Raw genomic sequence first — 17,893 nt, forward strand, 5'->3', positions numbered from 1 at the left:
CGTTCCCCCTGCTAACTGCGGTTACGTGGTGACGCTGATCTAGAAAGCTAAAACTGCGTACTTCATGGGTGATTCAACTGCATGGTTCATGCTGCTGGATAGTTCAACTGCATGGTGGTTCAGCCGTGGTCTCGAGGCCGCCAAATGACGACCTGGTTGGCACGCCTCGTGCGGGTGCCCGCCTTCATGGAGATGACGTCCCCGGCCGAGCCAGCCGCGAAAACGCGGCGGCCCGGTCGGTTCAGAAGCTCGTCGGCGAGTGTCGATTCCAAATCTCGTAGGCGAGATTCGAGGCGACGCACGTGATCCTCTAATTCGAGGATACGACGGATACCCTCCAAGCTCACCCCCTGAACGCCGAGTTCCGCGATCTCCCGCAGTTTGACGACGTCCCGCATCGAGTAACGACGGGACTTTCCGGCGGTGCGCTCGGGACAGACGAGGCCCATGCGATCGTATTGGCGCAGAGTCTGCGGGTGCATGCCCGCAAGCTCCGCCGCCGTCGAAATCACGAAGACCGGGGTGTTCTCATCCATGACTAGCCCTTGGCCCGAGCGATCACTTCATCGCGAGGGTTCTCCTGGGGCAGCGCCTCTGCGAAGGCTTTGAGCTTGTCCTCGGCGTCCTTGGACAGGTGCGACGGAACGGCCACCTGTACCTCGGCGAGCAAGTCGCCGGTGCCCTTGGTCGTGACGACACCTCTGCCCTTGACCCGCAGCACGCGGCCGCTGGGCGTTCCGGGTGCCACACGCAGTTTCACCGGTGTTCCCCCGAGGGTAGGCACCTCGATTGTTGCGCCGAGGGTCGCCTCCACGAAGGTGACGGGAACGTGCACGCGCAGGTTCAGGCCTTCACGCTCGAAAACGGGGTGCTTGCGCACGGTGATGGTGAGCACGATGTCGCCGGACTCTCCACCGTCGGGGCTCGGCTGGCCCTTGCCGCGCAGGCGAATTTTCTGCCCGTCGGCAACGCCGGCGGGAATCTTGACCTTGATCGGCCGACCATCATGCGTTTGCAGGCTGATCTGGTCACCCTGCGTCGCCGTGATGAAGTCGATGGTGGTTGTTGCCACCAGGTCATGACCGCGAGTCGGCGCACCTGAGCCTCGAAAACCACCCGTGGGGTTGCCGAATCCGCCGCCGCCCTGGCCGCCCCGGCCAAACCTGCCGCCGAGGAAGTCGTCGAACCCGCCTTGCTCAAAGGTGTAGCTCTGCTGGCGACCTCCGCCGCCAAACATGCCTCCGAAGGCATCTTCAAAGCCACCCGCCTGGCCACGGCCGCCGGGCGCGGCGAACCGCGCCCCGCTGCCCATGGCCCGAACGGCGTCGTACTCCTTGCGCTGCTCAGGATCGGACAGCACCGAGTTGGCCTCGCTCAGTTCCTTGAACTTCGCCTCGGTGGCGGAGTTCCCCGGATTGGAGTCCGGGTGGTACTTGCGAGCGAGTTTGCGATACGCCTTCTTCATTTCGGCCGGGGTGACATCTTTCGAGACACCCAGAACCTTATAGAAGTCCTTGTCGAACCAGTCCTGGCTAGCCATCGCTCGGTACCTGAACGACGACCTTGGCCGCGCGCAACAGTGTCGAGCCGAGGTAGTAGCCCGTTTCCGCCACGTCGCCGACGGTTTCCGTGTCGACGTCTGCGGACGGCTGCTGGAAAATCGCCTCGTGCATGGTGGGGTCGAAGGGGTCCCCGACGGTTCCGAATGAGGTCAGTCCCAGACGCTCCACGCTTGAGCGCAGTTTGCCCGCGATCGTGGCGAACGCCGTGTCACCCTCAAGGTCACCGTGCTTTTCGGCACGGTACAGGTCGTCGAGAATCGGGATCAACAGCTTCACGATGTCGCCGGTGACGCGTTCCTTCTCCACCTCACGGTTGGCTTCGGTGCGTCGACGGTAATTCGCGTACTCGGCGGTGACCCGCTTGAGGTCGGCGAGGTGCTCACTGCTCGGTTCAGCAGCCTCGCGCTCTGCAGCGTCGAGGATGTCCTGCACGGTCAGCTCGTCTTCCTCGATGCCGTCGGCCGAGGCCGCAGAGTCGGCCTCAGCCTGGGCAGCGGTCGACTCTGCCGCCTCGGTCGCCGAAGCGGCCGCGTCGGCGGATGCGGAGGAACCGGACGTCTGGTCGCCCGCCCCTGGGGCACCCTGCGTGGGTGCCCCGTCAGCGGAAGACTCGTCGTCCCGGCGCTTCTTGCCCGGGTTCTTCTTGTCTGCCATAGCTCGTTCTACTTCTTTGTCTCGTCTTCGTCGTCGTCGACAACCTCGGCGTCGACAACGTCTTCGTCCGAGTTCGCGTCGGCCGGAGCTTCTTCAGCACCTGCCTCGCCATCTCCTGCTGCGGCATCCGCCTGGCTGGCCGCGTAGATGGCCTCGCCGAGCTTGCCCTGACTCTCGTTGAGCTTGTCGAATGCGGTCTTCACGGCCGCTTCGTCGTCGCCGGCCAGAGCCGACTTGAGGGCATCAACGTCGGCCTGAACCTCGGACTTGACGTCTTCGGGCAGCTTGTCGTCGTTGTCCTTGATCAGCTTCTCGGTCGAGTAGGCGAGCTGCTCGGCCGTGTTGCGGGTCTCGGCCTCGCCGCGGCGACGCTTGTCTTCTTCTGCGTGCTCTTCGCCTTCGCGCACCATGCGGTCGATGTCTTCCTTCGCGAGTGACGATCCACCCGTGATGGTCATCGACTGCTCGGTTCCGGTGCCCTTGTCCGTGGCGGACACGTGCACGATGCCGTTGGCGTCGATGTCGAAGGTGACCTCGACCTGCGGGATCCCGCGGGGCGCCGGTGCAATCCCGGTGAGCTCAAAGGTGCCCAGGTTCTTGTTGTCGCGGGTGAACTCGCGCTCGCCCTGGAAGACCTGAATCGCCACGGACGGCTGGTTCTCGTCGGCCGTGGTGAAGGTCTCACTGCGCTTGGTCGGGATGGCCGTGTTGCGCTCGATGAGGCGCGTCATGATGCCGCCCTTGGTCTCGATGCCGAGGCTCAGCGGGGTGACGTCGATGAGCAGAACATCCTTGCGCTCACCCTTCAGAACGCCGGCCTGCAGTGCGGCGCCGACGGCGACGACCTCGTCCGGGTTGACGCCCTTGTTCGGGTCCTGGCCGCCGGTCTCGGCCTTGACGAGCTCGTACACGGCGGGCATGCGGGTGGATCCACCAACGAGAACGACGTGTGCGATGTCGGCCACCTTGACGCCGGCCTCGCGGATGACGTCCTGGAAGGGCTTCTTCGTGCGGTCGAGCAGGTCTGAGGTCATCTTCTCGAACTGGGCGCGGGTGAGCGTCTCGTCGAGGTTGGCCGGGCCGTTCTCGGTCAGCGACAGGTACGGAAGTTGGATGCTCGTCGACATGCTCGACGACAGTTCCTTCTTGGCCTGCTCTGCGGCTTCTTTCAGGCGCTGCTTCGCGATCTTGTCGCCGGAGACGTCGACGCCCGTGGTCTCCTTGAACTTCTTGATCAGGTGATCAACGATGCGCTGGTCCCAGTCGTCTCCACCGAGGCGGTTGTCGCCGGCGGTCGAGCGAACCTGGATCGTGGAGAAGTCGTCGTCCTTGCCCACCTCAAGTAGCGACACGTCGAACGTTCCGCCTCCGAGGTCGAAGACCAGGATGAGCTCGTCTTCCTTGCCCTTGTCGAGGCCGTAGGCCAGGGCGGCTGCGGTGGGCTCGTTGATGATGCGGAGCACGTTGAGCCCGGCGATCTCGCCGGCTTCCTTCGTGGCCTGGCGCTCGGCGTCGTTGAAGTACGCGGGAACGGTGACGACGGCGTCGCTGACCTTTTCTCCGAGGTACTGCTCAGCGTCGCGCTTGAGCTTGGCGAGGATACGCGAGGAGATCTCCTGCGGCGTGTACTTCTTGTCGTCAATACCGACGCTCCAGTCGGTGCCCATGTGGCGCTTCACGGAAGAGATGGTTCGGTCGACGTTTGTGACGTTCTGACGCTTGGCGGTTTCGCCAACAAGAACTTCGCCGTCCTTGGTGAATGCGACCACCGAGGGGGTGGTGCGCAAGCCTTCGGCGTTGGCGATGACGGTGGGTTCTCCACCCTCAAGTACGGCCACCACAGAGTTAGTGGTTCCGAGGTCGATGCCTACTGCACGTGCCATGTGGGTTGTTCTCCTTCAGAGTGTTCGGAGTCAAGCTTTTAAGACTTGAGTCTCATTGACTCAAGTATTCCAGCATGGAAAACTCGCTGTCAAATTTCGTGACTGAGAGTTGAGTGGGAGCGACTCAACTTTGCATGGGGAATCGCGCGCCGATGTTGTCTACCGCCCATAGTGGGCTCTCCCCACGGGCGTCGTAGAGGGCTATTGTTTGTCGGGAACAGCGCCGCTCCAGTTGTCGCGCCGCTCCAGTTGTCGCGCCGATCGGTTGCTCGTTAGTTCATTCGTCGACGAGGTGGAGAAGAACATGACCCCGGCCCGCAAGCCCTTTCTCCGGAACCTTGCCCTGTGGTTGGTGGTCCCTGCCGTCCTGGCGTCGGTCCTGACCGCCGGGATGAGCGTTCTCACGGTCGACGCCGCCGTTGCCGCGACGCATCCCTGTGCGGCGCCGGTCACGAGCGCCGTCGCCTGCGAGAACACACTGCCGGGAACGCCCACCAGCGACTGGGAAGTCTCCGGCACCGGCGACCCCAGCCTGCAGGGCTTTGCGACGTCGATGAGCGTCACGGCGGGCTCGCCGGTTCGGTTCAAGATCAAGAGCACGGCCTCGTCGTACCGCATCGACATCCTCCGGCTCGGGTACTACCAGGGCAACGGCGCACGCAAGGTAGCGGTCGGGCTTCTCCCCACCGCCTCGCTGCCGCAGACCCAGCCGGCCTGCCTCACCTTTTCCGCCACGGGCCTTATCGACTGCGGAAACTGGGCCCAGTCGGCACTCTGGAACGTGCCCGCCGACGCCGTGTCCGGCGTGTACATCGCGCATTTGATCCGCAACGACACCGGCGGCAGCAGCCTGATCCCCTTCGTCGTGCGCGACGATGCGAGCAGGAGCAGCATCGTCTTCCAGACCTCGGACACGACCTGGCAGGCCTACAACAGCTATGGGGGCAACAGTCTCTACCGGTGCACGGTCGCCTGTCCCCCCGGTAATCCGCAGACGTATAAGGCCGCCTTCGCGGTTTCCTACAACCGTCCGTTCAACCCCACCGCGCAGGGGCCCAACTGGCTGATGGACGCTGAAATGCCCATGATCAAGTTTATGGAGGCCAACGGCTACGACGTGACGTACCAGGCCGGGGTGGATACCTCCACTCGCGGTTCTCTCCTGCTCAACCACAAGGTCTTCATGTCCGTCGGCCACGACGAGTACTGGGATGCTTCGCAGCGCGCCAACGTCGAAGCCGCGCGGGATGCCGGGGTCAATCTCGCCTTTTTCAGCGGAAACGAGATCTTCTGGAAGACCCGGTGGGAGTCCAGCTCCGACGGATCGTCCACGCCGGGCCGCACGATGGTGTCCTATAAAGACACACACTTCAACGCCCCGACCGACCCCGTGGAATGGACGGGAACGTGGCGCGACCCGCGATATGGCACCTCCGGCGGGGGTGGAAATCCTGAGAATGCGCTCACCGGCCAGTTCTTTCTGGTCAACGCCGGGTCCGCCGACATTAAGGTCCCTGCCGAATATGCCCCGATGAGGCTGTGGCGCAACACTGCCGCGGCGGCGTTGACCGGAAACCAGTCGCTCACCCTCGGCGCAGGCCTGAGCACGCTCGGCTACGAATGGGACGCCGACTCCGACAACGGATTCCGCCCCGCAGGTTCCTTCCGCCTATCGTCAACCACGGTCGCCGCGCCCGAGGTCTTCACTGACTACGGGTCCACCATCGCTCCGGCCACGGTCACACACAACCTCACCATATACCGCGCGCCAAGCGGTGCGCTGGTCTTCGGAGCCGGCACAATCCAATGGTCGTACGGCCTCGACAGCTATCCGAGCCGCGGGGCGCCCGACCGCAACATGCAGCAAGCCACCGTGAACCTGTTCGCGGACATGGGCGCCCAGCCGGCCACCCTGATGGCGGGCCTGGTGGCCGCCACGAAATCGACGGACACGACGGCGCCCACCTCCGTGATCACGTCAGGCCTGGGTGGCCAGACTCTGGCCGACGGGGCGAAGATCACGATCGCCGGCACGGCATCCGACTCGGGCGGGGTCGTCGCGGGCATCGAAGTCTCCACCGACGCGGGCGCGAGCTGGCGACCGGCCACGGGAAAAAGCAACTGGACGTTCACCTGGATCGCGCACGGCAGCCCCGCATCGAACGTCAAAACCCGGGCCGTCGACGATAGCGGCAACCTGGAGACACCCGGTGCCGGAGCCACGGTGAACATCACCTGTCCCTGCTCGATCTTCGGAACCAACGTGATCCCTGATGTTGCGGATTCGGGCGATGCGGGCAGCGTGGAGCTGGGGCTGAGGTTCACGTCGGACACACCCGGGACCGTGACCGGGGTGCGTTTTTACAAGTCCGCGAATAACTTGGGCACGCATTCGGGGAGCCTGTGGTCCTCCGCCGGTCAGCGTCTGGCGACGGCGAATTTTTCGAATGAGACCGCGACCGGTTGGCAGGCGGTCACCTTCTCCACCCCGGTGACCATTGCGGCGAATACGAGCTACGTCGTGTCCTACTTCGCGCCTCAGGGGCGCTACGCGCAGTCCTCCGGATACATGTACCCGCCTCCATCCCCGATGCCGGCCGGGAACGGGTCGCTCGACAGCGCCCCGTTGCGTGCGCCCCGCAGCACGCCAGCGCAGGGGAATGGCCTGTACAACTACTCCAGCGCGAGTTCCTTCCCCTCGAACAGCTTCAACGGAGAGAACTACTGGGTCGACGTCATCTACTCGCCTGCAACCGCCACCGTCCCCAGCGTCACGTCGACGACTCCCGCCGCCGGCGCCACCGGCGTGGCCGTCGGCGCCGCCCCGTCGGCAACGTTCGACCAGACCGTCACCCCGGCGTCGATAACCTTCACCCTCACAGACGCCGCGGGCGCCACCGTCGCCGGAACAACCGGCTACGGCAGCACCACCAGCACAGCCACCTTCACCCCCACCGCCGCCCTCGCCAAAAGCACGACCTACACGGCCTCCGTCACCGGCGCCACAAACTCCGCCGGTCAGACCATGACCACCCCGAAGACCTGGACCTTTACCACTGCGGCGCCCCCGACCGTGCCTACGGTCACCTCAACGAGCCCGGCGGCTAGTGAGGTCGGTGTGGCCGTCAGCGCCCCGGTCAGGGCCACCTTCGACCAGGCGGTGACCTCGTCGTCGATCACGTTCACGCTGAAAGACGCCGCGGGCGTCGCCGTCACCGGGTCGACCACCTTTAGCACCACCACCAACACGATGACCTTCACGCCGGCCAGCGCCCTGGCCAACAGCACGAGCTACACCGCCACGGTCAGCGGCGCCACCAACTCCACCGGCCAGACCATGACCGCCCCGAAGACCTGGACCTTCACCACCGCGGCGGTCGGCGCCTGCCCGTGCAGCGTCTTCAGCCCCACCAGCGTTCCGGCGACCGTCAGCGCGAACGACACGTCGGCCGTGGAACTGGGGATGAAGTTCCGATCCGACGTGGCCGGAACGGTGACCGGCATCCGCTTCTACAAGGGAAGCCAGAACACCGGCACCCACACCGGGCACCTCTGGTCATCGACCGGCACCCTGCTCGCCTCGGTCACCTTCACCGGTGAAACCGCCTCCGGCTGGCAACAGGCCACCCTCTCCACACCCGTGAATATCAACGCCAACACCACCTATATCGTCTCCTACTTCGCCCCCAACGGCCGCTACTCCGCCAACGGCAACTACTTCGCCACCGCCACCACCAACGCCCCCCTGCAGGGACTAGCCAACGGCACCGACGGCGGCAACGGCGTCTACCGCTACGGAACAACAACGGGCTACCCCACATCCACCTACAACAACAGCAACTACTGGGTCGACGTCGTCTTCATGAAAACCAGCGCCGCCCCCGTGGTCACCACGACCACCCCCGTCGCCGGGGCCACCGGCGTGGCAGTGAACGCAGCCCCGTCGGCAACCTTCGACCAGGCGGTGACCGGCTCCTCGATCACGTTCACCCTGAAAAACGCCGCGGGCGCCACCGTCAGCGGAACGGCCGGCTACAGCAGCAGCACCAACAAGTCCACCTTCACCCCCGCCTCGGCCCTCGCCGAAGGAACGAGTTACACCGCCACCGTCAGCGGCGCCACAAACTCCACCGGCCAAACCATGACCGCACCCAAGACCTGGACCTTCCAGACCGTGGCCGCCCCGGCGGCCCCCACAATCACCGCGACCACCCCCGTCGCCGGGGCCACCGGCGTGGCAGTCAGCGCAGCCCCATCGGCAACATTCGACCAAGCGGTGACCGCCTCCTCAATCACCTTCACCCTCAAAGACGCCGCGGGCGTCGCCGTCACCGGAACGACCAGCTACAACACCATAAACAACACGGCCACCTTCGCCCCGGCTGGCACTCTGGCGTACAGCAGGAGCTACACGGCCACCGTCAGCGGCGCCACAAACTCCACCGGCCAAACCATGACCGCCCCGAAGACCTGGACCTTCCAGACCGTGGCGGCCCCGGCGGCCCCCACAGTCACCGCGACCACCCCCGTCGCCGGGGCCACCGGCGTGGCAGTCAGCGCAGCCCCATCGGCAACCTTCGACCAGGCGGTGACCTCGTCGTCGATCACGTTCACGCTGAAAGACGCCGCGGGCGTCGCCGTCACCGGGTCGACCACCTTTAGCACCACCACCAACACGATGACCTTCACGCCGGCCAGCGCCCTGGCCAACAGCACGAGCTACACCGCCACGGTCAGCGGCGCCACCAACTCCACCGGCCAGACCATGACCGCCCCGAAGACCTGGACCTTCACCACCGCGGCGGTCGGCGCCTGCCCGTGCAGCGTCTTCAGCCCCACCAGCGTTCCGGCGACCGTCAGCGCGAACGACACGTCGGCCGTGGAACTGGGGATGAAGTTCCGATCCGACGTGGCCGGAACGGTGACCGGCATCCGCTTCTACAAGGGAAGCCAGAACACCGGCACCCACACCGGGCACCTCTGGTCATCGACCGGCACCCTGCTCGCCTCGGTCACCTTCACCGGTGAAACCGCCTCCGGCTGGCAACAGGCCACCCTCTCCACACCCGTGAATATCAACGCCAACACCACCTATATCGTCTCCTACTTCGCCCCCAACGGCCGCTACTCCGCCAACGGCAACTACTTCGCCACCGCCACCACCAACGCCCCCCTGCAGGGACTAGCCAACGGCACCGACGGCGGCAACGGCGTCTACCGCTACGGAACAACAACGGGCTACCCCACATCCACCTACAACAACAGCAACTACTGGGTCGACGTCGTCTTCATGACCGGCCCGTAGCCTCACGACCGTTCGGCTTTGGTTGTGCCGGCTCGCCTGCGGTTGACCTGAGGTTTCTGGCGGGGGCCGTAGGCCGCCGTGCTGCTCGGTAGGTGGAGCACGAGTTTCCGAGCCGCGTTCGACGGCACCTACGTACTAAGGAGAGGCTTGCCTCACTAAATCGAGTAGCAAGACTTCCAACCTGAGACTGCCGTGCGAACCAACACACTAAAGAATGCATCCCCTCCTGCCAAGATATCCGCGGTGAAGCCTGTGAGAAACGCGCAGCGCAACCCGGCGATCGGTTTCGAGACCCTGCAGCTCCTCGGGGGGGGGTGCCGTCCGCGACCGCCCTTGTGACCGCGGATGGGACCCTGACCTACGCCGAGCTGGACGAACGGGTCCGGCACCGGCGGGACACACCAGGAGGCATCCGCCGACTCGTCATGGTGTCGTGCGCGAACGCTGTGGATCCCCTGGTGACCTATCTTGCCGCGCTGTCGGCTGGGCATCCGGTGCTGCTCGTCGCTGGCGACGGGGACGAGCCGAGCCAGGAGCGCAACAGGATCGGGCTCGTGGAGCGTTACGATCCCGACGTGGTTCTGGCTCGCGCAGGCGACGAGTGGCGCCTGGACGAGCGACGCGAGGGAAGCCGACACATGTTGCATCCTGAGCTCGCACTGTTGCTCAGTACTTCGGGCTCGACCGGATCGCCGAAGCTGGTTCGACTGTCACGCGAGAATGTGCGCAGCAACGCGGTAAGCATCGCCGAGTATCTTGCCCTGACACCGCAGGACAGGGCGGCCCCTACGCTGCCGATGCACTACTGCTACGGGCTTTCAGTCGTGAACAGCCACCTGATATACGGCGCGAGCCTTCTGCTCACCGAGCGTTCGGTGGTCGAACCTGAATTCTGGAACGAGTTCGAAGCGGCAGGGGCCACCTCCTTCGCCGGCGTTCCATACACCTTTGACCTGCTCGATTCCACCGACTTCGATCGGCGCGAACAGACGAGCCTGCGCTACATCACGCAGGCCGGCGGACGGCTCGCCCCCGACCGGGTGCGCGGTTACGCCCGGCTGGGCCAGCAACGCGGCTTCGACTTCGTCGTCATGTACGGCCAGACAGAGGCGACCACGCGGAAGGCCTACCTGCAACCTGAGCTAGCGGAGGCAAAGCCCGAATCCATCGGCATTCCGATACCCGGCGGACAGTTCCGCATCGACGACGCCGGCGAGGACTCGATCGGCGACCTCGTCTACACCGGGCCGAACGTGATGATGGGGTATGCGGAGAGCCCGACGGAACTCGCCGCTGGACACACCGCGGAGGAGCTGCGCACCGGCGATCTGGCCCGTCAGCACGACGACGGACTCTTCGAGATCGTCGGGCGGACCAGCCGCTTCGTCAAGATCTACGGCCTGCGGATCGACCTCGACCGGGTCGAGCTGCTCCTCGCCGACGACGGGGTCGAAGCCAGGGTGGTCAACCTCGAGGAGCACCTTGTGGTGTTCGTGCGCCATCGGTGGGCCCTCGGGCTTGTCCCGCCGATTGCCGCGAACGCACTCGGCCTGCCCAGTCACACCATCCGTGCACACCTCATCGACGAGTTCCCCCTCACGTCCAGCGGCAAGCCGGATACAGCGACCCTACTTCAGGAGGCGGCGTCCCCCGGACGAAACGAAAGCCTTGAGGACCCCGCAGGGACCGTGACGGCGGAAAATATCCGGGCCCTCTACTCGGCACTCCTCGACCGACCGGACGCGGTCACCGACGACAGTTTCGTCGCGCTGCACGGAGACTCGCTGAGTTACGTCGAGGTCTCGGTGCGGCTCGAGCAGATGCTCGGCACACTGCCCAGGGACTGGCCGGCGAAATCGGCACAGGAGTTGGCCAGCCACCGAACTGCACCGGCCGGGGCGCGACCCCGACGCACGCTGGCGCGCATGGAGACATCCGGCATGCTCCGGGCAATCGCGATCGTCCTAATCACAGGGACGCACGCCAATCTCTTCCATGTGCAAGGCGGCGCCCACCTGCTGCTCGGAATCGTGGGCTTCAACCTTGCCCGCTTCCAGTTCGCCGATGTACCTCGGCAGAGGCGGGTCAGGAGGCTGTTGCGCAGTGCCGTCCAGATCTTCGTCCCGGCCGTCCTGTGGATCGGCGGTGTCGCCCTGATCAGCGGGATGCACGAACCCGCGACGGTCTTCATGCTGCACAACCTGCTGGGCGGCGGCGATCGCTGGACGGTGCAGTGGCAGTATTGGTTCCTGGAAGCCGTCGTGTGGACGATCCTCGGCCTGGCGCTCGTCTTCTGCGTTCCTCTTATCGACCGACTCGAGCGTCGATACCCCGTTATCGTCGCGGGCTGCTTCGTCGCGGGCGCGCTTCTGCTGCGCCTGCTCCTGACCGGGGGCGTCGAGGCAGGGCCGACCGAACGGTACTCGCTGCCCATCGTGCTTTGGCTCATCGCTCTCGGCTGGCTCATCGCGCGCTCCACGGACGTCAAGCGGCGGCTGCTGACCTCGGTGGTCGTCGTGCTCACCGTCCCTGGGTTCTTCGGCGACCCGGCCCGCGAGGCGATCGCGAACGCGGGACTATTGCTTCTCCTATGGATTCCGGCGGTTCCGCTGCCGCGGATTGTGGTGCCGGCGCTCGGCATCGTGGCCTCGGCATCGTTGTACGTGCACCTCGTCCCTTGGCAGGTTTACCCCCTGCTCGAGGATGATTTCCCCCTCCTTCCCACCCTCGCCTCCTTCGCGGTAGGGATCCTCGCCTGGCACGGACATTCCGCACTGAGGGCATGGTGGGCGGCTCATCCCTCGTCCACGGCCCGCAGGCTACTGTCCGATGGTTTCGCGAAGAGGGCCAGCCGCGACCGGCGAGGCGATCGTTGACGACCTGCCGACCTGCCGACCTGCCGACGTGTAGACGTGTAGACGTGTAGACGTGTAGACGTGTAGACGTGTCGCAGAAGCTAACGTCGTGCGGGCCCGTTCTGCCAGCGCAGACTACGGCCGCGATTAGCGGGTCGCGGATTTCGTCGATCGTGCCAGCTCCTCGGCGACGGGAGCGATCTCGAATGGTTTGCGTGTGGCATCCCCACCGCTCCCGCAATAATTGCGATGGCGGCAGCCAGGAACGCAACGCCCAGCCACAACGCATTAGAGCCGAGGGTGCCGATGACGTGCATGGTTGCGTCCGCTCTGCTCTCGGGCCGCGGCGGGTCCCTGTGCGACGCCGAGGTATTGGCTGAACTCATCGTGGAACTGTGCGGCTGTCGGGCGCCCCACGCAGTAGCCTGATCGCATGACCGAGCCCGTTGTCAGTGCCGACCGCGACGTTCCCCTGCGACCCGCGCGCGGGCACGTTGTAGCGTGGGCTTTCTGGGACTGGGGATCCGCGGCATTCAATGCGGTCGTCACGACCTTCGTGTTCACCGTCTACATCACGGGTTCCTCTTTCGGCGACAAGGACGTGATTTCGGCGCAGCTCGGCTGGGCCCTCGCGATCGCCGGGTTTCTGATCGCTGTGCTCGCGCCCATCACCGGGCAGCGTTCCGACACGTCGGGTCGGCGCAAGTTCTGGCTCGGAGTCAATACCTTCGTGGTCGTGGCGATAACCGCCTGCATGTTCTTCGTCGAGGCCAGTCCGAGTTTCCTCCTCCGGGGCTTGTTCCTCGTGGCCGCCGGCAATGTTTTCTTCGAGTTCGCCGGCGTGAACTACAACGCCATGCTTGCGCAGGTGTCAACACCACGCACCATCGGCAAGGTGAGCGGTTTCGGATGGGGCATGGGCTATCTCGGCGGCATTGTGCTGCTTCTTATCGTGTACTTCGGTTTCATCCAGCCCGAGACCGGTCTCTTCGGGGTTACGAGCGAGAACGGCCTCGCCGTTCGGGTGTCGATGCTCATCTCGGCCGCCTGGTTCGGGCTGTTCGCGCTGCCGGTTCTCCTGCGTGTGCCGGAGTACCGTGCGCCGACGGCCGTACGGCGGGAGCGGGTGGGCTTCTTCCGCTCCTATGCCGTACTCGGCCACGATATTGCCCGGCTCTGGAGAACCAGCCGGCCCACGGTCTACTTTCTGCTGGCCAGTGCGGTTTTTCGCGATGGGCTCGCGGGGGTCTTCACCTTCGGGGGCGTGCTCGCCGCGTCCGTCTTCGGATTCTCGGCCGGTGAGGTGATCATCTTCGCCATTGCCGCGAACGTAGTGGCGGGCGTGGCCACGATGAGCGTGGGCGCCCTCGACGACCGGCTCGGCGCGAAACCGGTGATCGTCACCGCGCTCGTGGGCCTGCTCGTGAGCGGGCTCGTGCTGTTCTTTCTGCACGACGGCGGCCAAATCGTGTTCTGGACGGCCGGACTCGCGCTCACGCTGTTTGTGGGTCCGGCGCAGTCGGCAAGCCGCACGTTCCTGGCTCGGCTCATTCCACCGGGCCGGGAAGGTGAGGTGTTCGGTTTGTATGCCACCACGGGCCGCGCCGTGAGTTTTCTGGCCCCGCTCGCGTTCGCGCTCACGGTGACGATTTCTGGCCAGACGTACTGGGGAATTCTCGGGATCATGCTCGTGCTGCTGCTCGGCCTGCTGCTGTTGCTGCCCGTGAAAGCTCACCAGGAGCAGATCGGCTGAGGCCGGCGAGCCGTGCACCGGAGCCACGACCGCCGAGCTGAGCGGCGCCCGACGGGCGGAATCTGAGTATCCGCCGAGCCCGCCTTCGCTCGCTGACGCGTCGAGGACTGGCCCAACCGGTCAGTGGATGCGGGTGGCCTCGTTGTGCTCGATGAGCAGCCAGGTCACGCCCTCATCGGAGGACACCCACCCCTCCCACCGATACGACGTTGCGGTGATGGACGTGAAGTTCCATCGGATCGGTTTGCCGTCGGTGCGGGTGCCATCCTGGCGGATTCCGTAGCGATACGGTGTGGCCACGAGATGGCAATACTCCCCCGTCAGGGGCGAGAAGTAGCTCACACGCCAGGCGCCGGCGAGAGGGTCATAGACCCGGATGGCGGTGGCGACGGTCTCGTCCCCGGTCGGGTGCGACAGACGAGTCTCGATTTCGATGTCCTGAACCGCACGGCCATCGAGAATGAATTCCATCTGCCACACGAAGCTGCGTTCTGACCACTCGCCGGTCGCCTCGTTCAGCCGGGTGCCCGTGACGGCCCACGAACCCACGAGACGCCCGAAACGTTTCATGCGTTCCGGGTACTTCTGGGTCGCTTCAGACGCGACGAGTGCCTCGCTGAATCGGGGCGTGGGAGTGGCGGTCATGAGTTGATTTTACCGCGTGAACGTTACCTGCGTATTAACTAGACGATCAGGGCGAAGGATCAAGGGAGGCATGACGGCACCAACCTGTTGTGCCGCAGTGCGTTGGGTCTACACTCCAAGAACAGAGCGCCCTCGACTCCGAGGAGATCAATGCCAAGACAGAATTTTCTGGACCGGTTCCGCCCTGTCGGCGCGCCGGGAGGGGCGGGCCCGGCGGGCGTCCCAGCCTCAGACGAGCTCGGCCCGGAGGCCGAACTCGCCCCCGTTTTCGCCGCCCTCGCCGCCGACGTGGCGGAATGCAGCGCACTCGTCGAGGAAGCCACGAACGAGGCCGACCGTATGCTGGCCCGCGCACGTGAGCGCGCGGACGCGGTCGTGGCCCAGGCAAGACTCGACACGGGCGCCGAGGAGTCGCGTGCGGCGGCACGCGTGTTGCAGGTCGCTGCCGAAGCGGATGCTGGCCTGCTCGCTGCGGCCGATGCCGAGGCCGCCGCACTCAAGGTCGCGGGGGTCGCCCGCTTGCCCGTCGCCGTGCGGCGCGTCCTGGACGCGATGCTGGGTGAACAGCTGGCTCCGCGGTGAAGGCCGATTGGGTAGCCGCCTCCGTGCGGGCCAGGTCGATGGCCCAGCGTAGGGTCGGCGCCGGTGAAAGCCAACGCATCGCGGCGCAGCGCAGCCTCGAGGATGGCCTCGCCCTGCTCAAGCACACAACGTACGGTGAGCGCCTGGCCGGGTGCACGGATCGGGCCGCTGCAGAACGCGGCATCCGTTCGACGGTGCTGTGGCAGCTGAGGGTTCTCGCGGGATGGATACCGGGCACAGGAACGCGGCTCGCGCGGGCAGCGGCGGGCGGTTACGAGCGCGACAACATCGTGGCCCTGGCACGCAGCCTCGAGGACACCCAGCCCCCGCCTGAGTTCTTCGACCTGGGCGCTTTGGCGACGTCATGGCCTCGATTACGGGACGCGCAATCGGCTGCTGAGCTTGGCGAGGCCCTTCACACTTCCCCATGGGGAGACGCCGGATCCGGCGATACGACGGCTCGCCGAGACATCTTGACCGTCGTCTGGCTCGGTCGGCTTGCCGCAGTCGCGGAAGCCGCCCGTCCATGGGCGGAGGCGGCGAGCGGTTTGATGGCGGCGCGGATGCTGCTGGTCGACCGGTCCGTGCCCTCGGCGCGGTTCCGTGAAGTGGCGCATCCCCTTCTGGGCAGGGCCTGGGAGGGGGCCGGCAGCCTCGACGAGCTGCGCTCGGCCCTGCCGAAGGCAGCGAGCGACGCATTACGGGATGCAGACGGACCGAAGGACCTGTGGCTATCTGAAGCCAGGCTGCGGGCGACCGTGGAAACCGACGGCTTCCGCCTCCTGCGCGGTGCGATGCCCGGGCCCACGATCGTGCTGGGCGGCATTGCCGTGCTCGCGATGGATGCCTGGCGGGTGCGTGCCGCGCTCTCCGCCGCGGACTCCGGCACCGGAACGAGTGAGGTGCTCGATGCCGTGGCGTGAATCTCTCAGCCCCGTGCAGATGAAGCGGGTGGCCATCGTCGGCCCTGAGGAGCACCGCAGCGCGGTCCTCACGGCGGTCTCCCATAACGCCGCCGTTGAGCTGGATCTTCCCTACCCACCCGGGGCCGGACCGGAGGAACTCGTGCGAGCCTCGGACGCCGCGATCGTCTCCGGACCCACCGCGGCGTGGGTGGGCTGGACGCCGTCCAGGGAACTCTCCTCACTCGCCGAGGCGCTCACTCCGCTGGGCGCCGCCGTCGTGCCGTTACCTCGCCCGCGGGGCGTGCAACCGCCAACGCTGCTGACCGGCACCGGCTCCGGGCGGGTGTCGCGTACCCTTGTCGACACCTACGGCGTCGTTCCCTACGCCGACGTGGACCCGTCGCGGCTGGCCGGGCTGGCCTACGTGGTCATGTTCGGGATGATGTTCGGCGACCTCGGACACGGCGCCATCCTCTTCGCGGCCGGACTGGTGCTCCGCAGCGGCAGGATCACCCGGTTAGCCAAACTACGCAAGACGTGGCTGTTCGTGACCGGTGCCGGACTGACGTCGATGGTCTTCGGCGTACTCTACGGAGAAGCCTTCGGGCCCACGGGGCTCATACCCGTACTGTGGCTGGACCCCCTGGCCAACCCCATTCCACTGCTGGTGACGGCGCTCGTGTTTGGCGCCGTCCTGCTCGCTGGCGCCTATGCCCTCGGCACGATCAACCGGGTCAGGGAGGGAGGCTGGGGCTACGCCCTGTATGCCAGTTCCGGCATAGCCGGCTCCACGCTGTTCCTGGCGGTCGGACTGCTCGCCTGGGGAATCCTTGCCGACCAGGGCGCACTCATCGCCGTCGCGATCGTTCTCGCGGTCGCAGCACTCGGTTTCATCTTCGTGGGGTATTTCGTGGATGCGGGCGGTGGCGCAACGGGAGCGGTCCAGGCCGCTATCGAACTCGTCGACACGGTGATCAGGCTCGGGTCCAATGTTGTTTCGTTTGCGAGACTGGCCGCCTTCGGGCTTACCCACGCGGCGCTCCTCACGGTGGTCTGGGCCGGGACGACCGCCCTGTGGGCCCCGGACTGGCGTGCGGCCGCGGCGATACTCCTGTTCCTGGTCGGTAACGCTCTCACTTTCGCTCTGGAGGCCCTCGTGGCAGGAATCCAGGCGCTCCGGCTCGAATACTACGAGCTCTTTTCCCGTATCTTCCAGGCCGAAGGGCGTCCGTTTCGCCCCTGGTCGCTCACCCCTGCAGACGACTCCGCCGACGGCATCCGTGACGGCATCCGTGAAACTGAAAGGCATCATTCGTGAACATCTGGCTCGGTACGATACCTGCGTTCCTCCTGGCGACCATAGGTGCCGTCGTACTGATGAGACGCAAGCGCAGGTCCGGCCTCACCCTCCTCGTGGTCATCAACGCCGCCATCATGGCCGGCGCCCTGGCTCTCGTCGCTGCCGCGCTCACGGCGGGGCCTGCAACCGCGGCCACCGTCACGGCCGCTACCGCCACGGCCGCGACCACCACCGGCAGCGGTGGTTCCGCTCTCATCGCTGCCGCCATTGCCGTAGCGGGGTCATCGCTCGGTGCGTCATTCGCTGTCGCCTACACCGGCTCGGCCGCCCTCGCCGCAATGAGCGAACGACCAGAGATCTTCGGACGGGCAATGGTCGTCGTCGGGCTGGCGGAGGGAATCGCGATCTACGGGCTGATCATCGCCATCATCCTCATCGGTCAAGCCTGA

Annotated in this window: 12 protein-coding genes; 7 read left to right on the forward strand and 5 right to left on the reverse strand. The window is 65.8% G+C overall.

Features of this window, described 5'->3' with window-relative positions; all coding sequences use genetic code 11:
* Window positions 1-119 precede the first annotated feature (119 nt).
* The 4 genes from EDD25_RS08995 to dnaK are packed head-to-tail and all read right to left on the reverse strand — an operon-like array spanning window position 120 to window position 4,099.
* Window positions 120-536: a heat shock protein transcriptional repressor HspR gene (locus EDD25_RS08995; protein WP_134172974.1), complete on the reverse strand. Its 417-nt coding sequence runs from the start codon at window positions 534-536 to the stop codon at window positions 120-122.
* Between the two features lie 2 nt (window positions 537-538).
* Complete coding sequence (locus EDD25_RS09000) at window positions 539-1,540, reverse strand: DnaJ C-terminal domain-containing protein (protein WP_134172975.1); 1,002 nt, start codon at window positions 1,538-1,540, stop codon at window positions 539-541.
* Window positions 1,533-2,216: a nucleotide exchange factor GrpE gene (locus EDD25_RS09005; protein ID WP_134172976.1), complete on the reverse strand. Its 684-nt coding sequence runs from the start codon at window positions 2,214-2,216 to the stop codon at window positions 1,533-1,535. Before EDD25_RS09005 ends, EDD25_RS09000 begins: the two co-directional genes overlap by 8 nt.
* A gap of 8 nt (window positions 2,217-2,224) precedes the next feature.
* Window positions 2,225-4,099: a molecular chaperone DnaK gene (gene dnaK, locus EDD25_RS09010; RefSeq protein ID WP_134172977.1), complete on the reverse strand. Its 1,875-nt coding sequence runs from the start codon at window positions 4,097-4,099 to the stop codon at window positions 2,225-2,227.
* Window positions 4,100-4,403: 304 nt separating this feature from the next.
* On the opposite strand from dnaK, the gene EDD25_RS09015 reads away from it, so the two are divergent.
* The 3 genes from EDD25_RS09015 (at window position 4,404) to EDD25_RS09025 (ending at window position 14,012) form a co-directional block, all read left to right on the forward strand.
* Entirely contained in the window at window positions 4,404-9,404 is a 5,001-nt protein-coding gene (locus EDD25_RS09015) for a DUF4082 domain-containing protein (RefSeq protein WP_134172978.1), read from the forward strand.
* Window positions 9,405-9,739: 335 nt separating this feature from the next.
* Window positions 9,740-12,280, forward strand: a complete 2,541-nt coding sequence (locus EDD25_RS09020) for an AMP-binding protein (RefSeq protein ID WP_134172979.1) — start codon at window positions 9,740-9,742, stop codon at window positions 12,278-12,280.
* A gap of 412 nt (window positions 12,281-12,692) precedes the next feature.
* Entirely contained in the window at window positions 12,693-14,012 is a 1,320-nt protein-coding gene (locus EDD25_RS09025) for an MFS transporter (protein WP_166671251.1), read from the forward strand.
* 120 nt (window positions 14,013-14,132) lie between these two features.
* On the opposite strand, the gene EDD25_RS09030 is transcribed toward EDD25_RS09025, so the two are convergent.
* The gene (locus EDD25_RS09030; RefSeq protein ID WP_134172980.1) at window positions 14,133-14,657 is read right to left on the reverse strand and encodes a hypothetical protein; all 525 of its coding nucleotides are present in this window, start codon (window positions 14,655-14,657) and stop codon (window positions 14,133-14,135) included.
* A 150-nt stretch (window positions 14,658-14,807) separates the two neighbouring features.
* Between EDD25_RS09030 and EDD25_RS09035 the strand changes: the two genes are divergently transcribed.
* Genes EDD25_RS09035 through EDD25_RS09050 form a run of 4 tightly spaced genes read left to right on the forward strand, consistent with a single transcriptional unit; the run spans window position 14,808 to window position 17,893 of the window.
* Complete coding sequence (locus EDD25_RS09035) at window positions 14,808-15,239, forward strand: hypothetical protein (RefSeq protein ID WP_134172981.1); 432 nt, start codon at window positions 14,808-14,810, stop codon at window positions 15,237-15,239.
* 38 nt (window positions 15,240-15,277) lie between these two features.
* On the forward strand, window positions 15,278-16,162 hold the full coding sequence (locus tag EDD25_RS09040) for a V-type ATPase subunit (protein ID WP_134172982.1): 885 nt from the start codon (window positions 15,278-15,280) through the stop codon (window positions 16,160-16,162).
* Entirely contained in the window at window positions 16,149-17,462 is a 1,314-nt protein-coding gene (locus EDD25_RS09045; protein WP_134172983.1) for a V-type ATPase 116kDa subunit family protein, read from the forward strand. The genes EDD25_RS09040 and EDD25_RS09045 overlap by 14 nt, the downstream gene beginning before the upstream one ends.
* Window positions 17,459-17,893 carry an ATP synthase subunit C gene (locus tag EDD25_RS09050; protein ID WP_134172984.1) on the forward strand — a complete coding sequence of 145 codons (435 nt, stop codon included), beginning with the start codon at window positions 17,459-17,461 and terminating at the stop codon, window positions 17,891-17,893. Before EDD25_RS09045 ends, EDD25_RS09050 begins: the two co-directional genes overlap by 4 nt.

The sequence above is a fragment of the Cryobacterium psychrophilum genome (genome assembly GCF_004365915.1).
Lineage (GTDB): Bacteria > Actinomycetota > Actinomycetes > Actinomycetales > Microbacteriaceae > Cryobacterium > Cryobacterium psychrophilum.

Coding starts and splice junctions, on each gene's coding strand:
- EDD25_RS08995 (WP_134172974.1), bottom strand. CDS start 536: ATGGATGAGAACACCCCGGTCTTCGTGATTTCGACGGCGGCGGAGCTT.
- EDD25_RS09000 (WP_134172975.1), bottom strand. CDS start 1,540: ATGGCTAGCCAGGACTGGTTCGACAAGGACTTCTATAAGGTTCTGGGT.
- EDD25_RS09005 (WP_134172976.1), bottom strand. CDS start 2,216: ATGGCAGACAAGAAGAACCCGGGCAAGAAGCGCCGGGACGACGAGTCT.
- dnaK (WP_134172977.1), bottom strand. CDS start 4,099: ATGGCACGTGCAGTAGGCATCGACCTCGGAACCACTAACTCTGTGGTG.
- EDD25_RS09015 (WP_134172978.1), top strand. CDS start 4,404: ATGACCCCGGCCCGCAAGCCCTTTCTCCGGAACCTTGCCCTGTGGTTG.
- EDD25_RS09025 (WP_166671251.1), top strand. CDS start 12,693: ATGACCGAGCCCGTTGTCAGTGCCGACCGCGACGTTCCCCTGCGACCC.
- EDD25_RS09030 (WP_134172980.1), bottom strand. CDS start 14,657: ATGACCGCCACTCCCACGCCCCGATTCAGCGAGGCACTCGTCGCGTCT.
- EDD25_RS09035 (WP_134172981.1), top strand. CDS start 14,808: ATGCCAAGACAGAATTTTCTGGACCGGTTCCGCCCTGTCGGCGCGCCG.
- EDD25_RS09040 (WP_134172982.1), top strand. CDS start 15,278: ATGGCCCAGCGTAGGGTCGGCGCCGGTGAAAGCCAACGCATCGCGGCG.
- EDD25_RS09045 (WP_134172983.1), top strand. CDS start 16,149: ATGCCGTGGCGTGAATCTCTCAGCCCCGTGCAGATGAAGCGGGTGGCC.